This window comes from Mesorhizobium sp. M1D.F.Ca.ET.231.01.1.1, assembly GCF_003999155.2.
GTDB lineage: Bacteria > Pseudomonadota > Alphaproteobacteria > Rhizobiales > Rhizobiaceae > Mesorhizobium.
In genome coordinates this window covers 919,740-938,678 of the sequence record NZ_RZOZ02000001.1, presented here as the reverse complement: position 1 = coordinate 938,678, position 18,939 = coordinate 919,740, and the positions used below count along the sequence as shown (strand labels likewise).

General features: G+C 65.0%; 21 protein-coding genes. 20 read left to right on the top strand and 1 reads right to left on the bottom strand.

Translation table 11 applies throughout. From position 1 onward, the window contains the following. The first annotated feature begins 32 nt into the window (after nucleotides 1-32). The 14 genes from glyA to EN874_RS04735 all read left to right on the top strand — a co-directional run bounded on the left by glyA (nucleotide 33) and on the right by EN874_RS04735 (nucleotide 13,731). Entirely contained in the window at nucleotides 33-1,346 is a 1,314-nt protein-coding gene (gene glyA, locus EN874_RS04805; protein ID WP_127424238.1) for a serine hydroxymethyltransferase, read from the top strand. Between the two features lie 76 nt (nucleotides 1,347-1,422). Further along, nucleotides 1,423-2,016, top strand: coding sequence for a hypothetical protein (locus EN874_RS04800; RefSeq protein ID WP_245513452.1), 594 nt, complete (start codon nucleotides 1,423-1,425; stop codon nucleotides 2,014-2,016). Between the two features lie 25 nt (nucleotides 2,017-2,041). Beyond that, on the top strand, nucleotides 2,042-2,371 hold the full coding sequence (locus EN874_RS04795; RefSeq protein ID WP_127424237.1) for a GlpM family protein: 330 nt from the start codon (nucleotides 2,042-2,044) through the stop codon (nucleotides 2,369-2,371). Nucleotides 2,372-2,428: 57 nt separating this feature from the next. After that, on the top strand, nucleotides 2,429-2,908 hold the full coding sequence (gene nrdR / locus EN874_RS04790; RefSeq protein ID WP_059184872.1) for a transcriptional regulator NrdR: 480 nt from the start codon (nucleotides 2,429-2,431) through the stop codon (nucleotides 2,906-2,908). A gap of 2 nt (nucleotides 2,909-2,910) precedes the next feature. Further along, the gene (gene ribD, locus EN874_RS04785) at nucleotides 2,911-4,038 is read left to right on the top strand and encodes a bifunctional diaminohydroxyphosphoribosylaminopyrimidine deaminase/5-amino-6-(5-phosphoribosylamino)uracil reductase RibD (RefSeq protein WP_127424236.1); all 1,128 of its coding nucleotides are present in this window, start codon (nucleotides 2,911-2,913) and stop codon (nucleotides 4,036-4,038) included. Nucleotides 4,039-4,099: 61 nt separating this feature from the next. Next, a complete protein-coding gene (locus EN874_RS04780; RefSeq protein ID WP_127424235.1) occupies nucleotides 4,100-4,717 on the top strand; it encodes a riboflavin synthase in 618 nt (205 codons plus the stop codon). A 244-nt stretch (nucleotides 4,718-4,961) separates the two neighbouring features. After that, entirely contained in the window at nucleotides 4,962-5,456 is a 495-nt protein-coding gene (gene ribH / locus EN874_RS04770; protein ID WP_127424234.1) for a 6,7-dimethyl-8-ribityllumazine synthase, read from the top strand. Next, nucleotides 5,453-5,947, top strand: coding sequence for a transcription antitermination factor NusB (gene nusB, locus EN874_RS04765; RefSeq protein ID WP_281061388.1), 495 nt, complete (start codon nucleotides 5,453-5,455; stop codon nucleotides 5,945-5,947). The genes ribH and nusB overlap by 4 nt, the downstream gene beginning before the upstream one ends. Continuing rightward, entirely contained in the window at nucleotides 5,944-7,164 is a 1,221-nt protein-coding gene (locus EN874_RS04760; RefSeq protein ID WP_127424232.1) for an MFS transporter, read from the top strand. Before nusB ends, EN874_RS04760 begins: the two co-directional genes overlap by 4 nt. A gap of 256 nt (nucleotides 7,165-7,420) precedes the next feature. Further along, nucleotides 7,421-8,332, top strand: coding sequence for an ABC transporter substrate-binding protein (locus EN874_RS04755; RefSeq protein ID WP_127424231.1), 912 nt, complete (start codon nucleotides 7,421-7,423; stop codon nucleotides 8,330-8,332). A gap of 152 nt (nucleotides 8,333-8,484) precedes the next feature. Next, complete coding sequence (locus tag EN874_RS04750) at nucleotides 8,485-9,648, top strand: ABC transporter permease (RefSeq protein WP_127424230.1); 1,164 nt, start codon at nucleotides 8,485-8,487, stop codon at nucleotides 9,646-9,648. Further along, nucleotides 9,645-10,580: an ABC transporter ATP-binding protein gene (locus tag EN874_RS04745; RefSeq protein WP_127424229.1), complete on the top strand. Its 936-nt coding sequence runs from the start codon at nucleotides 9,645-9,647 to the stop codon at nucleotides 10,578-10,580. Before EN874_RS04750 ends, EN874_RS04745 begins: the two co-directional genes overlap by 4 nt. After that, the gene (locus EN874_RS04740) at nucleotides 10,577-11,326 is read left to right on the top strand and encodes an ABC transporter permease (RefSeq protein ID WP_127424228.1); all 750 of its coding nucleotides are present in this window, start codon (nucleotides 10,577-10,579) and stop codon (nucleotides 11,324-11,326) included. Before EN874_RS04745 ends, EN874_RS04740 begins: the two co-directional genes overlap by 4 nt. Before the next feature lie 263 nt (nucleotides 11,327-11,589). Next, nucleotides 11,590-13,731: a sodium-translocating pyrophosphatase gene (locus EN874_RS04735; protein ID WP_126084237.1), complete on the top strand. Its 2,142-nt coding sequence runs from the start codon at nucleotides 11,590-11,592 to the stop codon at nucleotides 13,729-13,731. Nucleotides 13,732-13,870: 139 nt separating this feature from the next. On the opposite strand, the gene EN874_RS04730 is transcribed toward EN874_RS04735, so the two are convergent. Beyond that, nucleotides 13,871-14,386 (bottom strand): outer membrane protein assembly factor BamE, encoded by a 516-nt coding sequence (locus EN874_RS04730; RefSeq protein WP_126084236.1) that lies wholly within the window; start codon nucleotides 14,384-14,386, stop codon nucleotides 13,871-13,873. A gap of 117 nt (nucleotides 14,387-14,503) precedes the next feature. Between EN874_RS04730 and EN874_RS04725 the strand changes: the two genes are divergently transcribed. From EN874_RS04725 to EN874_RS04700, 6 genes are all read left to right on the top strand, one after another. Next, nucleotides 14,504-15,046 (top strand): ubiquinol-cytochrome C chaperone family protein, encoded by a 543-nt coding sequence (locus tag EN874_RS04725; protein ID WP_127424227.1) that lies wholly within the window; start codon nucleotides 14,504-14,506, stop codon nucleotides 15,044-15,046. A gap of 11 nt (nucleotides 15,047-15,057) precedes the next feature. Continuing rightward, on the top strand, nucleotides 15,058-15,606 hold the full coding sequence (locus EN874_RS04720; protein ID WP_127424226.1) for a DUF177 domain-containing protein: 549 nt from the start codon (nucleotides 15,058-15,060) through the stop codon (nucleotides 15,604-15,606). A gap of 130 nt (nucleotides 15,607-15,736) precedes the next feature. Then, a complete protein-coding gene (gene plsX / locus EN874_RS04715; RefSeq protein WP_127424225.1) occupies nucleotides 15,737-16,807 on the top strand; it encodes a phosphate acyltransferase PlsX in 1,071 nt (356 codons plus the stop codon). Nucleotides 16,808-16,816: 9 nt separating this feature from the next. Further along, a complete protein-coding gene (locus EN874_RS04710; protein ID WP_127424224.1) occupies nucleotides 16,817-17,788 on the top strand; it encodes a beta-ketoacyl-ACP synthase III in 972 nt (323 codons plus the stop codon). A gap of 104 nt (nucleotides 17,789-17,892) precedes the next feature. Further along, on the top strand, nucleotides 17,893-18,216 hold the full coding sequence (locus tag EN874_RS04705) for an integration host factor subunit alpha (RefSeq protein WP_010915609.1): 324 nt from the start codon (nucleotides 17,893-17,895) through the stop codon (nucleotides 18,214-18,216). 126 nt (nucleotides 18,217-18,342) lie between these two features. After that, a complete protein-coding gene (locus EN874_RS04700; protein ID WP_127424223.1) occupies nucleotides 18,343-18,882 on the top strand; it encodes a MerR family transcriptional regulator in 540 nt (179 codons plus the stop codon). The last annotated feature ends 57 nt before the right edge of the window (nucleotides 18,883-18,939 follow it).

Below are 18,939 nucleotides of genomic sequence, written 5' to 3'. Positions count from 1 at the left end.
TCGCAGACCTCCGGCCCAAGGGAAAGCAAGCCATGTCAGATGCAGCGGTAGCCTCCAGCAAATTCGAATCCTTTTTCGAGACCACGCTTGCCGACGCCGATCCGGAAATTTTCGGCGCCATCCGCAACGAGCTTGGCCGCCAGCGCCATGAGATCGAGCTGATCGCCTCGGAAAACATCGTGTCCCGCGCCGTGCTCGAGGCGCAGGGGTCGATCATGACCAACAAATATGCCGAGGGTTATCCGGGCAAGCGCTACTATGGCGGCTGCCAGTTCGTCGACGTGGCCGAGGAACTGGCCATCGAGCGCGCCAAGAAGCTCTTCGGCTGCAACTTCGCCAACGTCCAGCCGAACTCCGGCAGCCAGATGAACCAGGCCGTGTTCCTGGCGCTCTTGCAGCCCGGCGACACCTTCATGGGCCTCGACTTGAATTCCGGCGGCCATCTCACCCACGGCTCGCCGGTCAACATGAGCGGCAAGTGGTTTAAGGTCGTCTCCTACGGCGTGCGCAAGGACGACCACCTGCTCGACTTGGACGCGATCGAGAAGACGGCGCGTGAGACCAAGCCGAAGCTGATCCTGGCCGGCGGCACCGCTTATTCGCGCATCTGGGACTGGAAGCGTTTCCGCGAGATCGCCGATTCGATCGGCGCCTATCTGATGGTCGACATGGCCCACATCGCCGGTCTCGTCGCCGGCGGCATGCACCCGTCGCCGCTGCCCCACGCCCATGTCGTGACCACGACCACGCACAAGTCGCTGCGCGGCCCGCGCGGCGGCATGATCCTGTGCAACGACGAGGAGATCGCCAAGAAGATGAACTCGGCGGTCTTCCCGGGACTTCAGGGCGGCCCGCTGATGCATGTCATCGCCGCCAAGGCGGTGGCGCTCGGCGAGGCGCTGAAGCCGAGCTTCAAGGCCTACGCCGAAAGCATCGTCGCCAACGCCAAGGCGCTGGCCTCCAGCCTGCAGGAAACCGGCCTCGACATCGTCTCGGGCGGCACCGACAACCATCTGATGCTGGTCGACCTGCGTCCGAAGAATGCCACCGGCAAGCGCGCCGAGGCGGCGCTCGGCCGCGCCAACATCACCTGCAACAAGAACGGCATCCCCTTCGATCCGGAAAAGCCCTTCGTCACCTCCGGTGTCCGCCTCGGCACGCCCGCCGGCACCACGCGCGGCTTCGGCCAGGCCGAGTTCCGCGAGATCGGCAAGCTGATCGCCGAGGTGCTGGACGGGTTGAAGGTGGCGAATTCCGACGAAGGCAATGCCGCCGTCGAGGCCGCGGTCAAGGCCAAGGTCACGGCGCTGACCGATCGCTTCCCGCTCTACCCCTATCTCGGTTGACCGCGCGCCGCGCGTCATCTTTTATCCGCCGGCGGAGCGCCGTCCTGATTGAACGGCGCTTCGAACTGGAGACTTGATGATGCGCATTTTCCGTCTCGCCGCCCTTGCTCTTTTCGGCCTGCTGGCAGCTTTCGCCATGCCCGGCGCGGTCGCCCAGGAGCAGGCACAGCCGGATTCGGGTGTGCCGGCCACCAGCACCTTCGGCAGGTGGACCACCCTCATTGACACGCTCGATACCGGGCAGGACGCGCACAAGACCTGCGCCGCCTCCGCGGCTTTCGTCGACGGCATCGGCAATGCCGGCACCCTCACGCTGTCGATCTCGACCGGCGATGCCCTGCCGCCCGATGCCTATCCCGCCATCATGATCACCGTCGACAACAAGGACCTGCCGACCGGCAAGAACATCGCCGCGACCTTCGGCGATCCCGGCGTCAAGGTTTCCGCGAAAGTCTATTCTAACGCCGCCGTCAACGGCCGTCCCAGCTGGGCGGTCGACAACCAGGCCAAGACCAGCCTTGCCTTGCTGCGCGCCATGCGCAAAGTCACCTCGCTCGATGTCGTTTTCGGCAAGCAGACCGTCGCCAGCATTCCGATGGACGGTTTCACCAAGGCCTATCGCAATCTCGGCGCGTCCTGCGGCTTCCCGGCCAAGGACGTCGCGCCGTAACGCGAACGGCCGGGCAGGGCAGCTCATGGATATTGTCTGGAAGGGCGTGGTCGGCGGTTTGGTCACGGCGTTGATCGTCTGGGCTTCCAAACGCGGCAACGTGCTGCCGGGCATCCTGCCGCTGGCGCCGACCTTTGCGGTGATCGCGCTGCTCGCCGTTGGCTCCAAAGGCAACATGCCTGGTTTTCGCGAGGCCTGCCTTGCCGGCGTCAAGACGATCCCGGCCTATCTCGCCTTCCTCGGTGCCTGCTGGCTGTTCGTCGACAGGGTCGACTACCGGCTGGCCGTGTTGGGCGGCATCGTCGTGTGGCTGCTGGCGGCGCTGGCAATCTTCCTCGCGCCTCGCTATCTCTGAGGCACAAAAGGCTCTAAGCCTTTCCGCCACCCGAGAATCGCGAAACGAAGGCTCTCCATGCGCTGCCCCTATTGCCAGTCCGAAGATACGCAGGTGAAGGATTCGCGTCCCGCAGAGGATGGCGCGGCGATCCGCCGGCGCCGCGTCTGTCCGGACTGCGGCGGCCGCTTCACCACCTTCGAACGTGTTCAGCTTCGCGACCTCGTCGTCATCAAGAAGTCGGGCCGCAAGGTGCCGTTCGATCGCGACAAGCTTTTGCGCTCGGTCGAGATCGCTGTGCGCAAGCGCAATGTCGATCCCGAACGCATCGACCGCGCGGTGACCGGCATCGTGCGGCAGCTCGAAAGCTCCGGCGAGACGGAAGTGGCCTCGGGCGAGGTCGGCCGCCTGGTCATGGAGGCGCTGAAATCGCTCGACGACGTCGCCTATGTCCGCTTCGCCTCGGTCTATCGCAATTTCCGCGAGGCCAAGGATTTCCATGAGTTGCTGGGCGAGCTGAAGGGCGACGAGGAAAAGACCGAAGAGGACGCCGGCTGATCATGGCCAAACCTCAACCGAGCGAGGCCGATCAAGCGGTCCTTGACCGCCGTTTCATGGCGGCGGCCATCAGGCTGTCGCGCCGCAACGCCGGCCGCACCTCGACCAATCCTTCCGTCGGCACCATCATCGTGCGCGACGACGGCGCCGGCCCGATGATCATCGGTACCGGTGTGACTGCCGTCGGCGGCCGGCCGCATGCCGAGACCGAGGCGCTGGCCGAGGCGGGCGAGCTTGCACGCGGCGCCACCGCCTACGTCACGCTGGAGCCTTGCGCCCATCACGGCCGCACGCCGCCCTGCGCCAGCGCGCTGGTCAATGCGGGCATCGCGCGCGTCGTGGGCGCGGCGAGCGACCCGGATCCGCGCGTCTCCGGCAAGGGCTATGCCATCCTGCGCGCCGCCGGCATCGAGGTGGTGGACAAAGTGCTCGCCGCCGAAGCTGCCGAGCAGATGGCCGGCTATTTGATTCGATCGTTGAAAAAACGCCCGGAAGTCATCCTGAAGCTTGCGCTTTCGAGCGACGGCAAGATCGGCAGGAAAGGCGCCGGGCAGGTCGCCATCACCGGCGAGATCGCCAGGCGCGAAGTCTATATGATGCGCGCCGAGGCCGATGCCATCCTGGTCGGCATCGGCACCGCGCTGGAGGACGACCCGGCTCTGACCGTGCGCCTGCCTGGGCTGGAGAACCGCTCGCCGGCGCGCATCATTCTCGATCGCCAGATCCGGCTGCCGGAGACCTCGAAGCTGGTATCCGGCGTCGACCGCGTTCCGCTCTATGTCGCGGCTTGCCTCGAGGCCGATCCGCATCGGCGGGCAACTCTTGAACGCGCCGGCGTGCGCTTCATCGGCACCGAGACATATGGGGGCGTTGTCGCTTTGCCGGAATTGCTGGAGGATCTGGCAGCGCTAGGCATGGCAAGCGTACTGGTCGAAGGTGGCGCCCAGGTCGGCAAAGCCTTCCTGGATGAGGAGCTGGTCGACCGCATCGTCCTGTTCCAGGGCCCGGATGCGATCGGCGAGGGCGGCATTGCATCGCCCATCGATGCCGACCATATCCCGGCCGGGTTCCGCAAACTGCGCGAGATGCGCTTCGGCGAAGACAGCTACGCCGAGTGGGTACGACCATGATCCCAAGAAGCGGTAGCCGGTTTTTGGATAAGATCATGCTCAGGCTGGAAGATACGATCTGATGTTCACTGGAATTGTCACGGATGTTGGCACTGTCGCCAATGTGAAGCCGCTCAGCGAAGGCGTGGGTCTGCGCATCGACACCGCCTACGATCCCGAAACCATCGCCATCGGCGCCTCGATCTCCTGCGGCGGCGTCTGCCTGACGGTGACGGCGTTGCCCGAGCAGGGCTCGAACGCCCGCTGGTTCGAGGTTGAAGCCTGGGAAGAAGCGCTGAGGCTCACCACCGCGTCGAGCTGGAAGTCGGGCACCCGGATAAACCTCGAACGGGCGCTGAAGATCGGCGACGAGCTCGGCGGCCACATCGTCTCCGGTCACGTCGACGGCACCGCCGAGATCGTCGAGCGCAAGGAAGAGGGCGATGCCGTGCGCTTCACGCTTGAAGCGCCGCGGCATCTGGCGAAATTCATAGCGCCGAAAGGCTCGGTCGCGCTCGACGGCACTTCGCTCACCGTCAACAAGGTCGAAGGCACGCGCTTCGACGTGCTTTTGATCCAGCATTCGCTGAGCGTCACCGCTTGGGGTGAGCGCAAGGCCGGCGACCGCGTCAATATCGAGATCGACACCATGGCCCGTTACGCCGCGCGCCTGGCGGAGGCGGCGAAGGAAGGACTGTGATGGTCCGACCAGTACCGGAAAGGCGGCCGGTCGCCGACGGAAGACTCTTAAGGCGCTGGCGGATGTCGATGTTGGCCGAGTGGTTGACCGCCAGGAGGTCGAGGCTTGTGTCAAAAGTCTCGGGGATTGCCACGAGAGCGTGACGTCTCGGCCGGATTGGTCACAGAACGTTGCGCCACAGCATCTTCCGCTTGCGATCAACCCGGCTTCGGCCTAAGTCACCGGCAACCGCCCGGAGACTTTTATGGCAGGCACATCCCAACACGGCAAAGCGTTCATTCGTCCGAAGGCGAAGGCGCATCTGCTTATTGTCGAGGCGCGTTTCCACGACGACCTCGCCGACGCGCTGCTCGAAGGCGCGACCGGCGCGCTGGACGAAGCTGGCGCCACCTATGACGTCGTCACCGTTCCAGGCTCGCTCGAAATACCGGCCGTCATCACCTTCGCGCTGGACGGCGCCGCTGAAGGCGGCACGCATTATGACGGCTTCGTCGCGCTCGGCACCATCGTCCGCGGCGACACCTATCATTTCGACATCGTCGCCAATGAATCGAGCCGCGCGCTGATGGACCTTTCCGTGCAGGAAGCGATCGCGATCGGCAACGGCATCCTGACCACCGAGAACGACGCGCAGGCATGGACGCGTGCCCGTCGGACTGAAGGCGACAAGGGCGGTTTCGCAGCGCGCGCGGCGCTGACCATGGTCGCGCTCAAAGAGAAATTCGGAGCCCAATCGTGAGCGGGCCTGCCCAGACCGGTACGGTGCGCCACGCCAACAAGCGCGGTGCCGCCCGTCTTGCTGCCGTCCAGGCGCTCTACCAGATGGATGTGGCCGGCAGCGGCGTCTTCGAGACGACCGCCGAATACGAAGCCTTCCGCCTTGGCAAGGAAGTCGATGGCGCGCTCTATCGCGAAGCGGATGCGCAGTGGTTCCGCGCCATCCTGACTGGCGTCGTCGAGAACCAGAAGACCATCGATCCTGTCATTCGCCAGACGCTCACCGACGACTGGCCGCTGTCGCGGCTGGATTCGACGCTGCGCGCCATCCTGCGCGCCGGCGTCTATGAATTGATGAAGCGCGAGGACGTGCCGGTGGCCGTCATCGTCTCGGAATATGTCGATATTGCCAAGGCTTTCTACGAGGAGGATGAGCCGAAGCTGGTGAACGCAGTGCTCGATCGCGTGTCTCGCCGTGTGCGCGGCGAAGGTCGCGGCAAGGACGCATCGTGACCGCTGCGGCAATCGTTACTGGCGCCGGCACGGAGGCGCGCCGCACGGCAGTGCTGCTCGCCGCGGCGCAGGCGATTGTCGGCTCCGCGGCGCCGATCGCGATTTCACTCGGCGCGCTTGCCGGACAGTATCTGCTCGGGCCCGACAAATCCCTGGCGACAGCGCCGGTCACCGGCTTCAATCTCGGAGTGGCCCTCGGCGCGCTGCCGGCCGCCGCCATCATCCGCCGGCTCGGGCACCGCGGCGGCTTCATGACCGGCACCGTCATCACCGCGCTCGGCGGCCTGATCGCGACGCTGGCGCTGTTTCAGGCGAGCTTCTGGCTGTTCGCCTTCGGCCTCTGCGTGATCGGCGTCGGCGGCGCCTTCGTCCAGCAGTTCCGCTTCGCCGCCGCCGACAACGCCCCGCCGGAATTCAAGGCGCGCGCCATTTCCTTCGTGCTGGCGGGCGGCATCGTCACCGCCATCCTCGGGCCTCAGATCGTCATCTACACCCGCGAGCTTCTGGCGCCGGTGATGTTTGCCGGGTCCTTCGCCTCGATCCTCGTTCTGGCCGCAGTCGGCGCCGTCGTCCTGTCCTTCTTGCATATGTCTGTGCAGGCGAGCAGGGTCGCGACGACCGAGCAAAGCGACGCTCGGCCGCTGGTCGAGATCGTCACCCAGCCGCGCTTCGTCGCGGCGCTGTTCTGCGCCGTCGGCAGCTACGCGCTGATGAGCTTCGTCATGACCGGCGCGCCGCTTGCCATGGTCGGCTGCGGGCTCTCGACCGACGATGCGACGCTCGGCATTTCCTGGCACGTCGTGGCGATGTTCGGGCCGAGCTTCTTCACCGGTAGGCTGATCCACCGCTTCGGTGCCGAGCGCATCGTCGCCATTGGGCTGGTCCTGCTCATCGGCTGCGCCGCGGTGGCGCTTTCAGGCCTCGCGCTATGGCAGTTCTGGACCGCGCTGATCCTGCTCGGTCTCGGTTGGAATTTCAGCTTCATCGGCGCCACCGCCATGGTCGCCGCGAGCTACCATCCATCCGAAAAAGGCAAGGTGCAGGGCTTCCACGACTTCGCTCTGTTCGGCTCCGTTGCCTTTGCCTCCCTCATGTCGGGCGCGATCTACAACGCCTGGGGTTGGACGATGCTGAACTGGGTCGTGTTCCCGGTCGTCGCGCTCTGCTTCCTGGCGCTCGGCGCCTTGAAGCTGCCTGGCTTGCGCAGCGCCACCTGACATTGCGCTGTCGGGACCTGGGGCAATTCCAGGAAGTGTGAGCGGTTTTCCGTCCGGAATTGCGTAAAAACAAGGAGATAGGGCGTTTCGCCGGTTCCGTGAAACGGTGAAACGACTAGCGCGGCGCGCCTTGCGCGCCGGGAATAAAATTATTGCGTGCATCCCCGCAGTTATGAAACCGTGTACCCCGACGGCGCGTTAACGCCATGCTCTTATGCGGTCACCGAATTCTCGGCTCACAGCAAAGGATTTCACAATGTTTTCAATCGGAAAGCTCGCCGTAGCAGCGATCGCGCTCGGCATCACCGCAGCCTCGGCGAATGCGCAGGTCGTTGTCTCTTCGAAGATCGACACCGAAGGCGGCGTGCTCGGCAACATCATCCAGCTGGTCCTGAACGCCCACAACATCAAGACCACCGACCGCATCCAGCTCGGCGCGACGCCCGTGGTGCGCAAGGCGATTGCCGCCGGCGAGATCGACATCTATCCCGAATATACGGGCAATGCCGCCTTCTTCTTCCAGAAGGCGGACGATCCGGTCTGGAAGGATGCCGCCAAGGCCTACGAGACCGCCAAGAAGCTCGACTATGATGCCAACAAGATCGTCTGGCTGTCGCCGTCGCCGGCCAACAACACCTGGGCGATCGCTCTGCGCAAGGAAGTGGCTGACGAGAACAAGCTCGCTACCCTGTCGGACTTCGGCAAATACGTTTCGGGCGGCGGCAAGGTGGTGCTTGCCGCGTCGGCCGAGTTCGTCAATTCGGCGGCGGCGCTGCCTGCCTTCAAGACCACTTACGGCTTCAAGCTGAAGCCGGACCAGTTGATCACGCTTTCCGGCGGCGATACGGCCGCGACCATCGCCGCCGCCGCCAACCAGACCAACGGCGCCAACGCCGCCATGGTCTACGGCACCGACGGCGGCATTCAGCCCTCCGGACTCGTCGTGCTCGAGGACGACAAGGCCGTGCAGCCCGTCTACCAGCCGGCGCCCATCATCCGCGAGCAGGTGCTCAAGGAACATCCTGAGATCGAGACGCTGCTGAAGCCGGTCTTCGCCAAGCTCGACCTCGTCACGCTGCAGCAGCTCAACGGCCGCGTGCAGCTCGGCGGTGAGCCTGCGAAGGCAGTCGCGGAGGACTTTTTGAAGAAGGACGGGTTTTTGAAGTAGATCGCGGCATAACAAGTGCGAGCTGGAAAGATGCGGTTGGCGGAACTGCTGATCTCCCCCCTTGCGGGGGAGATGTCCGGCAGGACAGAGGGGGGCGCGAAGGAGCGGCGCCTTCCTAATCCTGCCCTTCCAAATCGCCGCCGGGGCAGTCGATGACTTTCCGCTTCGACAAGCTTGGCGTGGTCATTGCCGCGATCGTCGCCTATGCCGCGTTCCTCGCCCCGTTCGCCACCTTCCGCGCCAACCGCATCGTGCCAGGAGAGGCGCGGTCGATTCTTGAAGCGCTGCCGTCCGCGCTTGGTGCATTGTTGCTCGCTGTCGTCTTTGTTGGCGGCATAATTGCCTTGCTGCGGACGCCGCTCATGCTACGACTTGCCGCAAGCGTGGTCGCGCTCGCCGCCCTTGCCATTGCGATCGGCACTGCCGGCGGCTTTCTCGCGCCCGCCGGCAACACGTTCGCCCGCGTCGCGCCGGCTTCGGGCTTCTGGCTGTTGATCTTCGCCTTCACGCTGCTTCTGGCCGATGTGCTCACCAGGCTGGACCTGACGCCATGGGGGCGCGTCGGCGTTCTTGCCGTCGCCGCGGTCGCCGTCGGCGCGCTGCTCTTTTCGGGAAGCTGGGATACGTTGTCCATCCTCAAGGAATATTCCAGCCACGCCGACAGCTTTTGGGCGGAGGGCTCCAAGCACATCACCTTGGCGCTGGGCTCGCTGGCGGCTGCGGTGGTGGTCGGGCTGCCGCTCGGCATCCTCTGCCACCGCGTCGAGCCGCTGCGGGCAGGGGTGCTGAATGTGCTCAACATCATACAGACCATTCCGTCGATCGCGCTGTTCGGCCTGCTGATCGCGCCGCTCGGCTGGGTGGCCGCGCATGTGCCGGGCGCGGCGGCGACCGGCATCAGGGGCATCGGCACCGCGCCCGCCTTTGTCGCGCTGTTTCTATACTCGCTGCTGCCGGTTGTCGCGAACACCGTGGTCGGCCTTGCCGGTGTGCCGCGCGCCGCCAACGATGCCGCCCGCGGCATGGGCATGACCGACCGCCAGCGCCTGCTCGATGTCGAGTTCCCGCTCGCCTTTCCGGTGATCCTGACCGGCATCCGCATCGTTCTGGTGCAGAACATCGGGCTTGCCACCATCGCGGCGCTGATCGGCGGCGGCGGTTTTGGCGTCTTCGTCTTCCAGGGCGTCGGCCAGACGGCGATGGACCTTGTGCTGCTCGGTGCCGTGCCCACGGTGGCGCTGGCTTTTGCGGCCGCGATCATCCTCGACGCGGTTATCGAAATGACCTCCACCAAGCGCAGGGCAGACTCCGAATGATCGAGATCGAAGGCATCACCAAGCGCTACAACGGAACGACTGTCGTCGACGATGTCTCGATGGTCATCGAGCCACGCACCATCGCCGTCATCGTCGGCACGTCAGGCTCCGGCAAGACGACACTGCTCAGGATGATCAACCGGCTCGTCGAGGCGACCGCCGGCGTGATCAGGCTCGACGGCGTCGACAACCGATCCGTGCCAGGCTACCAGCTGCGCCGCAGCATCGGCTACGCCATCCAGGGCCACGGCCTGTTCCCGCACCGTACAGTGGCGCAGAACGTCGGCACCGTGCCGCTTCTGCTCGGCTGGGACAAGGATCGCATCAAGGCCCGCGTCGAAGAATTGATGACGCTCTACCAGCTCGATCCGCAGGCCTATGGTCCGCGCTATCCGCACGAGCTTTCCGGTGGCCAACAGCAGCGTGTCGGCGTTGCGCGCGCTTTGGCCGCCGAGCCCAACGTGCTTCTGATGGACGAGCCGTTCGGCGCGCTCGACCCGATCATACGCACCAAGGCGCAGGAGGATTTGCTCGCCATCCAGAAGCGCTTCGGCACCACAATCGTCCTTGTCACCCACGACATGGAGGAGGCGGTGCATTTGGGCGACAAAATCGCCGTCATGGACGCCGGGAAGGTGCTGCAATACGCCAGGCCGGCGGAGATCCTGGCAAGGCCCGCAAATGGCTTCGTCGAAACCCTGGTCGGCTCCAGCGAGCGGCCGTTCCGGCTCCTGTCGCTCGGCCGTGTGCGTGATGCCGTCGAGCCCGGCGGTGCCGAGGGCGAGGCGATCCCCGGCGACGCCAGCCAGCGCGACGCATTGGCCGAGCTTCTGTGGACAGGGCGCCCGGCGCTGCCTGTGAAGGATGCCGACGGCAAGCCGCTCGGGCGCGTCACCGTTGAAGGGCTGGTGAAACGCGCGAGGCCCGCATGAGGGCCTGGCTGCCCGCGCTGTTGAGGCTGGCGCTGCTGGTGCTGCTGGTGGCCTTCATCGCCAGCCCGAGCTGGTTCGAGCCGTTGCTGAAGCCCCTGACCGAGAACGGCGCGCCTGCAATCTACAACCAGGGCAGCCTGCTGACGCTGACATTGCAGCATCTGAGGACAGTGCTCGTCGCGACGATCGCCGCGACGATCGTCGCCGTCGCGCTCTCCATCCTTGTCACCCGGCCCGCCGGCGCCGAGTTCCTGCCGCTGTCGCGCAGCCTGGTCAACATCGGCCAGACCTTCCCGCCGGTCGCGGTGCTGGCGCTTGCCGTGCCGGCGGTCGGCTTCGGCGAGAAGCCGACGTTGATCGCGCTCTTCCTCTATGGGCTGCTGCCGATTTTCGAGAACGCGCTGACCGCGCTCACCACGCTGCCCGGCAACGTGATGGAGGCCGCGCGCGGCGCCGGCATGACCGGCTGGCAAAGGCTGGTGAAGGTCGAATTGCCGCTCAGCGCCCCGGTGATCCTTGGCGGCATCCGGCTTTCCGTGGTTATCAGCCTCGCCACAGCCACCATCGGCTCCACGGTGGCGGCCAAGACGCTTGGCGAGGTGATCATCGCCGGCCTGATTTCGAACAACCTCGCCTTCGTGCTGCAGGGCGGCCTGATCGTCGCGGCGCTTGCGGTGCTGATCTATGACGGCCTGTCGGCGATAGAGCGCTACGCCGCGCGGCGCATGGGGCGGGAGGCGCAATAGGGTTGCCGTAGGGGCAAATCTCGGCCCGCAATCCTTCCGCGGCGTCATTTCAATCGATCTAATTCGGAGCTCGTGCCGACTCAGTCGCCGCCGTCTTCGTCTTTTGGGCGAAAGCCGGGCAAAAACCGAACAATATCTTGACGTTCCGGGCCCTGTTTCGCATACACCGCAGCCAAGGGGTGGATTCCGTGCGCGGCATTCATCCCCGTTCCAACGGCCCAGGGAGGGGTTCTTTTGGGCCATCAATCGAGGAAAATCCGGCAATGACCATCATTACCGCCGTCATCGCCTGCGGCTTGCTGTCAGTTCTGTACGCCATCTGGGCGACACGTTCGGTCCTTGCGTCCGATCAGGGCAACCAGCGCATGCAGGAAATCTCCGCCGCCATTCGCGAAGGCGCCCAGGCCTATCTGGCGCGCCAGTACACGACCATCGCCGTCGTCGGCATCGTCGTGCTTCTGCTCGCCTGGTGGCTGCTCTCTATCACGTCCGCAATCGGCTTCCTGATCGGCGCGGTGCTCTCGGGTGCTGCCGGCTTCATCGGCATGCACGTCTCGGTGCGCGCCAATGTGCGCACCGCGCAGGCCGCCTCCAACAGCCTCGCCGCCGGCCTCGACATCGCCTTCAAGTCCGGCGCCATCACCGGCCTGCTGGTGGCGGGCCTGGCGCTGCTCGGCGTCTCCATCTACTACGCCATCCTGACCGGCCCCCTGGGCCTGCAGCCGAACGACCGCGTCGTCATCGACTCGCTGGTCTCGCTCGGCTTCGGCGCCTCTCTGATCTCGATCTTCGCCCGTCTCGGCGGCGGCATCTTCACCAAAGGCGCCGATGTCGGCGGCGACCTCGTCGGCAAGGTGGAAGCTGGCATTCCGGAAGACGATCCGCGCAATCCAGCCACCATCGCCGACAATGTCGGCGACAATGTCGGCGACTGTGCCGGCATGGCCGCCGACCTGTTCGAGACCTATGCGGTGACGGTCGTCGCCACCATGGTGCTCGCCGCCATCTTCTTTGGCGGCACCGCCGTGCTGGGTGCGGCGATGCTCTATCCGCTCGCCATCTGCGGCGCTTGCATCCTGACCTCGATCGTCGGCACCTTCTTCGTCAAGCTGGGCTCCAACGGCTCGATCATGGGCGCGCTTTACAAGGGCCTGATCGTCACCGGCCTGCTGTCGATCGTTGGCCTCGCCATCGCCACCTCGGCGGTGCTGGGTTGGGGCGAGATCGGCACCGTCGCCGGCCTTGCCATCACCGGCAAGAACCTGTTCATCTGCGGCCTGATCGGTCTGCTGGTGACCGGGCTCATCGTGGTGATTACCGAATACTACACCGGCACCAACAAGCGTCCGGTGAATTCGATCGCTCAGGCGTCGGTGACCGGCCACGGCACCAACGTCATCCAGGGCCTGGCGGTCTCGCTGGAATCGACCGCGTTGCCGGCGATCGTCATCGTCGGCGGCATCATCGCCACCTACCAGCTCGCCGGCCTCTTCGGCACAGCGATCGCCGTCACCACCATGCTCGGCCTCGCCGGTATGATCGTGGCGCTCGACGCCTTCGGTCCGGTCACCGACAATGCCGGCGGCATCGCCGAAATGTCGGGCCTGCCCAAGGAAGTGCGCCAGTCCACCGACGCGCTCGACGCGGTCGGCAACACCACCAAGGCGGTGACCAAGGGCTACGCCATCGGCTCCGCCGGCCTCGGCGCGCTGGTGCTCTTCGCCGCCTATTCGAACGACATCAGGTTCTTTGCCGCCAATGGCGACAAGTACCCGTACTTCCAGGGCATGGGCGACATCTCCTTCGACCTCTCCAATCCGTATGTCGTTGCCGGCCTGATCTTCGGCGGCCTGATCCCGTACCTGTTCGGCGGCATTGCCATGACCGCCGTCGGCCGCGCGGCGGGCTCGATCGTCGAGGAAGTGCGCAAGCAGTTCCGTGAGGACAAGGGCATCATGGCCGGCACCTCGAAGCCGAACTATGCGCGCGCTGTCGACCTGCTGACCAGGGCGGCAATCCGGGAAATGATCATCCCGTCGCTGCTGCCGGTGCTGGCCCCGCTCGTCGTCTATTTCGGCGTGCTCTTGATCTCGGGCTCGAAGGCCTCGGCATTCGCCGCGCTCGGCGCCTCGCTGCTCGGCGTCATCGTCAACGGCCTCTTCGTCGCCATCTCGATGACCTCCGGCGGCGGCGCCTGGGACAACGCCAAGAAGTCGTTCGAGGACGGTTTCACCGACAAGAACGGCGCCAAGCACCTCAAGGGCTCCGAGGCGCACAAGGCCTCGGTCACCGGCGACACCGTCGGCGATCCCTACAAGGACACCGCCGGCCCGGCGGTCAATCCGGCCATCAAGATCACCAACATCGTGGCGCTGCTGCTGTTGGCCGTGCTCGCGCACGGCTGATCAAGCCGCTTATTTCAAGACAGAGAACCCGCGGGAGCGATTCCGCGGGTTTTGTTTTTGGTCAACGGTTCCGTCGAAACAAAAGACCCGCCGGAGCATGCGGCGGGTCTTGCTTGTCTGAATTCCAGGCAGCCGGCCCTCAGGGCGTGCCGCCGCCCGGGATGCCGGGCGCCAGCTTGCTGGCGCCGTTGATGATCTGGCTGAGGAAGTTCTGGTCCTTGCCGCCGGTCGGCGTCGTCCTCGAGATGAAGTCGAAGATTTTGCCGTCCTTCATGCCGTAATTGGCGATCTGGGTGACGCGGCTGTCGGCGCCGAAATAGACCGCCAGCACATGCTGATCGACCAGACGCGGCTTGTCGAAGGCGACGTAGCGCTTGCGCGTCTGCGAGATGTAGTAGAAGGCCTCGTTGTCGAAGGTCGCCGTCGTCGACGGCGTGCCAAGCGCCAGCAGCACCTGCTCGCGGCTCGAGCCGACCGGCACCGAGTCGATCGCGGCCTGATCGATGACATAGCCCTGCGTCAGCGTCTCGCTCGGGCTGAGGTCGCCGATCATCTTGGACGAATTGCAGCCTGAAAGCGCGGATATCGCCACCAGCAGAGAGGCCACGCCCGCCGGCACAGGCGTAAGAAACGACTTGAATTTCAGCGCACCCAACAACAATTCTCCATCACATCCCCGCAACTTGCGCTGGGCCGCAAAACCGGTAAACCAGCTTGCATGCCGATGCAACAAGGCCAAATCAAACAACAGGTCCCCGGGAGACCGCCCTCAATGTTCCAGCGCCTTTTTGGTCGCGAACGTCACGCCAACCGCGCCATCACCGAGGCGCTCTACGCACAAATCGTGGCGGCGGCGCGGCAGACATTGTTTTATTCCGACTGGAATGTGCCGGATACGCCGCTCGGCCGCTTCGAGATGCTGTCGCTGCACATGTACCTGGTCCAGCGCCGGCTGCGCGGGCAAGGCGGAGCCGCGGCCGAGGTCGCGCAGGTGCTGATCGACGAGTTCTTCCTCGATGTCGACCATTCGCTGAGGGAACTCGGCATCAGCGATGTCGGCGTGCCGAAGCGCATGAAGAAGCTGGCAAAGATGTTCTATGGCCGCACCGCGGCCTATGACGACGCCTTGCGGGACGACGACCGCGCGGCCCTTGCCGCGGCGCTCGCCCGCAACGTGAGGCCCGATGCTGGCGAGTGGCCCGAGGCGCCGCTGCTGGCGAGCTATGCCTCCGCGGCGTCCGGGCAGCTTGCCGCGCAGCCGACCGAATCGATCGTGTCCGGCACCGTGGTGTTCCCCGTGGCTGGAACTGCCTGAGGGAGGCGAGGATGAAACACGCCGAACAGCGAAGCCCTGTATCCTTCGTCGCCAACGTCGCCCGCCTGCCGCAAAAGGGCCTGCCGGTTGTGATCGAGGCCGACGAGCGGCAGCGCGCCGCACTTGCCGCCGAATACGAGCTGCTCTCGGTCGAGAGCTACCGCGCAGAGCTGCTGGTGACGTCCTGGAAGCGCAACGGCGTCAGGGTCAGCGGTCGCGTCGAGGCCGATATCACCCAGGCCTGCATCGTCACTCTCGATCCGGTCACAGCCCATATCGACGAGCCGGTCGAGGCGCTGTTCCTGCCGGAGCAGTCGAAGCTCGGACGCGAGGGCTTCGAGGGCGGGGGCGAGATCGTCCTCGACGCCGACGGGCCGGACAGCCCGGAAACATTTTCCGGCGACACCATCGATGTCGGCGCGCTTGCCGAGCAGTTTTTCGGCCTGGCGATCGATCCTTATCCGCGCAAGCCCGGCGCTTCGCTCGACGCCGCGGGCGACGATCCTCAGGAAGAAAGCGAATTCCAGAAAAAGCTGCGGTCGCTGCTCGGAAAATCCTGAAGGCGGCATGGATTTTGGAAAAGTTGGTTGTGCGGCAGCCCAAAACCGCTATTTTCGCCGAACCTTCGCGAGCCCCCTTACCTCGGCAGGCGCCCGCCGCTAGCCAGGCAAACCGTGAGAAACATACCGCGTGATCAGGATTTCCATCGATGCCATGGGCGGCGACCACGGACCAGGCGTCGTGATCCCGGCGCTGATGACGGTCGCCATCCGCCGCCCTGACATCCGCTTCGTCATCTATGGCCGCGAGGACGCCGTGCGTCCCGAACTGGCCAAGTTTCCTAAGCTCGCCGAGGTCAGCGAGTTCGTCCATTGCGAGGTCGCGGTGAGGATGGACGACAAGCCCAGCCAGGCGCTGCGCCACGGCCGCTGGAAATCCTCTATGTGGAAGGCGGTCGAGGCGGTGAAAAACGGCGCCGCGCAAGCCTGCATCTCGGCCGGCAACACCGGCGCGCTGATGGCGATGTCGAAATTCTGCCTGCGCACCATGGCCACCATAGACCGCCCGGCGATCGCGGCGCTTTGGCCGACGACGCGCGGCGAGAGCGTGGTGCTCGATGTCGGCGCCACCATCGGCGCGGACGCGCATCAGCTCGTCGACTTCGCTATCCTTGGCACCGGCATGGCGCGTTCGGTATTCGGCATCGAGCGGCCGAGCGTCGGCCTGCTCAATGTCGGCGTCGAGGAGATCAAGGGCCAGGAAGAGGTCAAGGAGGCCGGGCGCATGCTGCGCGAGGCGAACATGGCCTCGATGAACTATCGCGGCTTCGTCGAGGGCGACGATATCGGCAAGGGCACGGTCGACGTGGTCGTCACCGAAGGCTTTGCCGGCAACATCGCGCTCAAGACCGCCGAGGGCACGGCAAGGCAGATCGCCGGCTATTTGCGCGCCGCCATGAGCCGCACGCTGATGGCCAAGATCGGCTATGTCTTCGCCAAGGCCGCCTTCGACCGGCTGCGCGAGAAGATGGATGTCGGCCGCTCCAATGGCGGCGTCTTCCTGGGCTTGAACGGCATCGTCGTGAAGAGCCACGGCGGCGCCGACTCGGACGGCTTCGCAGCGGCGATCGAGCTCGGCTACGACATGGTGCGCAACAATCTGCTTGACCGGATCGAGGCCGATCTCGATCTGTTCCATGCGCGCAATCCGAATGCCCAGGCAAACAGGAAATCCGGCGTCGCCGTCGAGGCCGAGGAATAGGAACGAACCTTGATCAGATCAGTCGTGCGCGGCAACGGTGCCGCGCTGCCCCGCCGCATCATGAAGAATGCCGACTTCGAAGGCATGGTCGAGACCTCCGACGAGTGGATCGTCCAGCGCACCGGCATTCGCCAGCGCCACGTCGCGGCCGATGACGAGACGACCGCCTCGCTGGGCGAAGCCGCCGCGCGTGCCGCGCTCGAAAGTGCCGGCCTGACGCCTGCCGACATCGACCTGATCGTGCTGGCCACGTCGACGCCCAACAACACTTTTCCCGCGACCGCGGTGGAGATCCAGAACCGGCTCGGCATGCATCACGGCTTCGCCTTCGACATGCAGGCCGTATGCTCCGGCTTCGTCTATGCGGTCGCCACCGCCGATCTCTACATCCGCGGCGGGCTGGCAAGGCGCGTGCTGGTCATCGGCTCCGAAACGTTCTCGCGCATCCTCGACTGGAGCGATCGCTCGACCTGCGTGCTCTTCGGCGACGGCGCCGGCGCGGTCGTTCTGGAAGCGCAACAGGGGATAGGCGGAATAGCCGATCGCGGTGTGCTGGCGGCCAGCCTGCGCTCGGACGGCGTCCACAAGGACAAGCTCTTCGTCGACGGCGGCCCGTCGACCACGGGGACGGTCGGCCATCTCAGGATGGAAGGCCGCGAGGTGTTCAAGCACGCCGTCGGCATGATCACCGATGTCATCGAGGCGACCTTCGCCCAGGCTGGCATCACCGCCGACGATCTCGATTGGTTCGTGCCGCATCAGGCCAATAAACGGATTATTGACGCTTCCGCCAGGAAGCTCGGGATAGCCGAAGAGAAAGTAGTGGTCACCGTCGATTTGCACGGTAACACCTCGGCAGCCTCCGTGCCGCTCGCCTTGTCGGTGGCCGTCGCCGACGGCCGCATCAAGAAGGGCGACCTTGTTCTGCTCGAGGCGATGGGCGGAGGTTTCACCTGGGGCGCGGTATTGCTCCGCTGGTAAGTGCCGAACGCGTGGGTTCGGTCCTTGACCTTGACGGATCAATTACTTAGGCTCTGCCGTTGCCTGTATCGATTTACGTTTTTTTGAGCTGATGGGACGGTCGCATGGGGGGAAAGACACTTACGCGTGCCGACCTAGCCGAAGCCGTTTACCGCAAGGTTGGTCTGTCGCGAACTGAATCGGCCGAGCTCGTCGAGGCTGTCCTGGATGAGATTTGCGAAGCCATCGTTCGCGGCGAGACTGTGAAGCTGTCTTCTTTTGCGACCTTCCATGTCCGCTCCAAGAATGAGCGCATCGGCCGCAATCCCAAAACCGGTGAGGAAGTGCCGATTTTGCCGCGCCGTGTGATGACCTTCAAATCGTCGAACGTGCTGAAGAACCGCATCCTGCGATCGCACCAGAACAGCAAGGCCAAGGGCGGCAAGTAATCCGCGAATGCCGGTTGACAACCGCGGCCCGCTTTGACGACGGGCTTGAATATCGTTTCATAAACCGCTGAAATAAGCTGCGATTCGGATCAACTCCGGATTGCGGTCCAGCGTGAGGATTCGCCCATGGACAAGAGCCCCGATGCTTTCCGCACCATCAGTGAAGTCGCGGAAGATCTCGACCTGCCGCAGCACGTGCTGCGGTTCTGGGAAACGCGTTTCAACCAGATCAAGCCGATGAAGCGTGGCGGCGGCCGCCGTTACTACCGGCCGCAGGATGTCGAACTGATCAAGGGCATCCGGCACATGCTTTATGACCAGGGCTATACGATCAAGGGCGTGCAGAAGCTCCTGCGCGAGAACGGCAATCATTTCCTGGTTGCCATCGGCAATGGCGACATGGCCGCCGTCGAGGCGATCGCGCAACGCCGACAGGCCGAGCAGGTGCCGCTGACCACGGCTGCCCAGCCGCGCGGCGACGAGGATGCGCTGGTCGGTCAGCCCAAGGTGAAGCCCAGCCGCCGTTTCTTCGGCCTCGGCAAGGGCGACGACGAAGGTCCCGTGCAGCCGGACTCCTCGAAATTGTCGCGCGACAATCGCGCCTTGCTGCAGGAGGCGCTCTTCGACCTCTTGGAGTGCAAGCGCCTGCTGGACCAAGTGCGTTGAACTTCGGCTGCCGCTCCCGCGGCTTGAACGGCCAGCGTCTCTGAGACCCGGAACTGC

Coding starts and splice junctions, on each gene's coding strand:
- EN874_RS04755 (WP_127424231.1), top strand. CDS start 7,421: ATGTTTTCAATCGGAAAGCTCGCCGTAGCAGCGATCGCGCTCGGCATC.
- EN874_RS04720 (WP_127424226.1), top strand. CDS start 15,058: ATGAAACACGCCGAACAGCGAAGCCCTGTATCCTTCGTCGCCAACGTC.
- EN874_RS04705 (WP_010915609.1), top strand. CDS start 17,893: ATGGGGGGAAAGACACTTACGCGTGCCGACCTAGCCGAAGCCGTTTAC.
- EN874_RS04700 (WP_127424223.1), top strand. CDS start 18,343: ATGGACAAGAGCCCCGATGCTTTCCGCACCATCAGTGAAGTCGCGGAA.
- EN874_RS04795 (WP_127424237.1), top strand. CDS start 2,042: ATGGATATTGTCTGGAAGGGCGTGGTCGGCGGTTTGGTCACGGCGTTG.
- glyA (WP_127424238.1), top strand. CDS start 33: ATGTCAGATGCAGCGGTAGCCTCCAGCAAATTCGAATCCTTTTTCGAG.
- EN874_RS04740 (WP_127424228.1), top strand. CDS start 10,577: ATGAGGGCCTGGCTGCCCGCGCTGTTGAGGCTGGCGCTGCTGGTGCTG.
- EN874_RS04780 (WP_127424235.1), top strand. CDS start 4,100: ATGTTCACTGGAATTGTCACGGATGTTGGCACTGTCGCCAATGTGAAG.
- EN874_RS04800 (WP_245513452.1), top strand. CDS start 1,423: ATGATGCGCATTTTCCGTCTCGCCGCCCTTGCTCTTTTCGGCCTGCTG.
- ribH (WP_127424234.1), top strand. CDS start 4,962: ATGGCAGGCACATCCCAACACGGCAAAGCGTTCATTCGTCCGAAGGCG.
- ribD (WP_127424236.1), top strand. CDS start 2,911: ATGGCCAAACCTCAACCGAGCGAGGCCGATCAAGCGGTCCTTGACCGC.
- EN874_RS04750 (WP_127424230.1), top strand. CDS start 8,485: ATGACTTTCCGCTTCGACAAGCTTGGCGTGGTCATTGCCGCGATCGTC.
- EN874_RS04735 (WP_126084237.1), top strand. CDS start 11,590: ATGACCATCATTACCGCCGTCATCGCCTGCGGCTTGCTGTCAGTTCTG.
- nrdR (WP_059184872.1), top strand. CDS start 2,429: ATGCGCTGCCCCTATTGCCAGTCCGAAGATACGCAGGTGAAGGATTCG.
- EN874_RS04745 (WP_127424229.1), top strand. CDS start 9,645: ATGATCGAGATCGAAGGCATCACCAAGCGCTACAACGGAACGACTGTC.
- EN874_RS04725 (WP_127424227.1), top strand. CDS start 14,504: ATGTTCCAGCGCCTTTTTGGTCGCGAACGTCACGCCAACCGCGCCATC.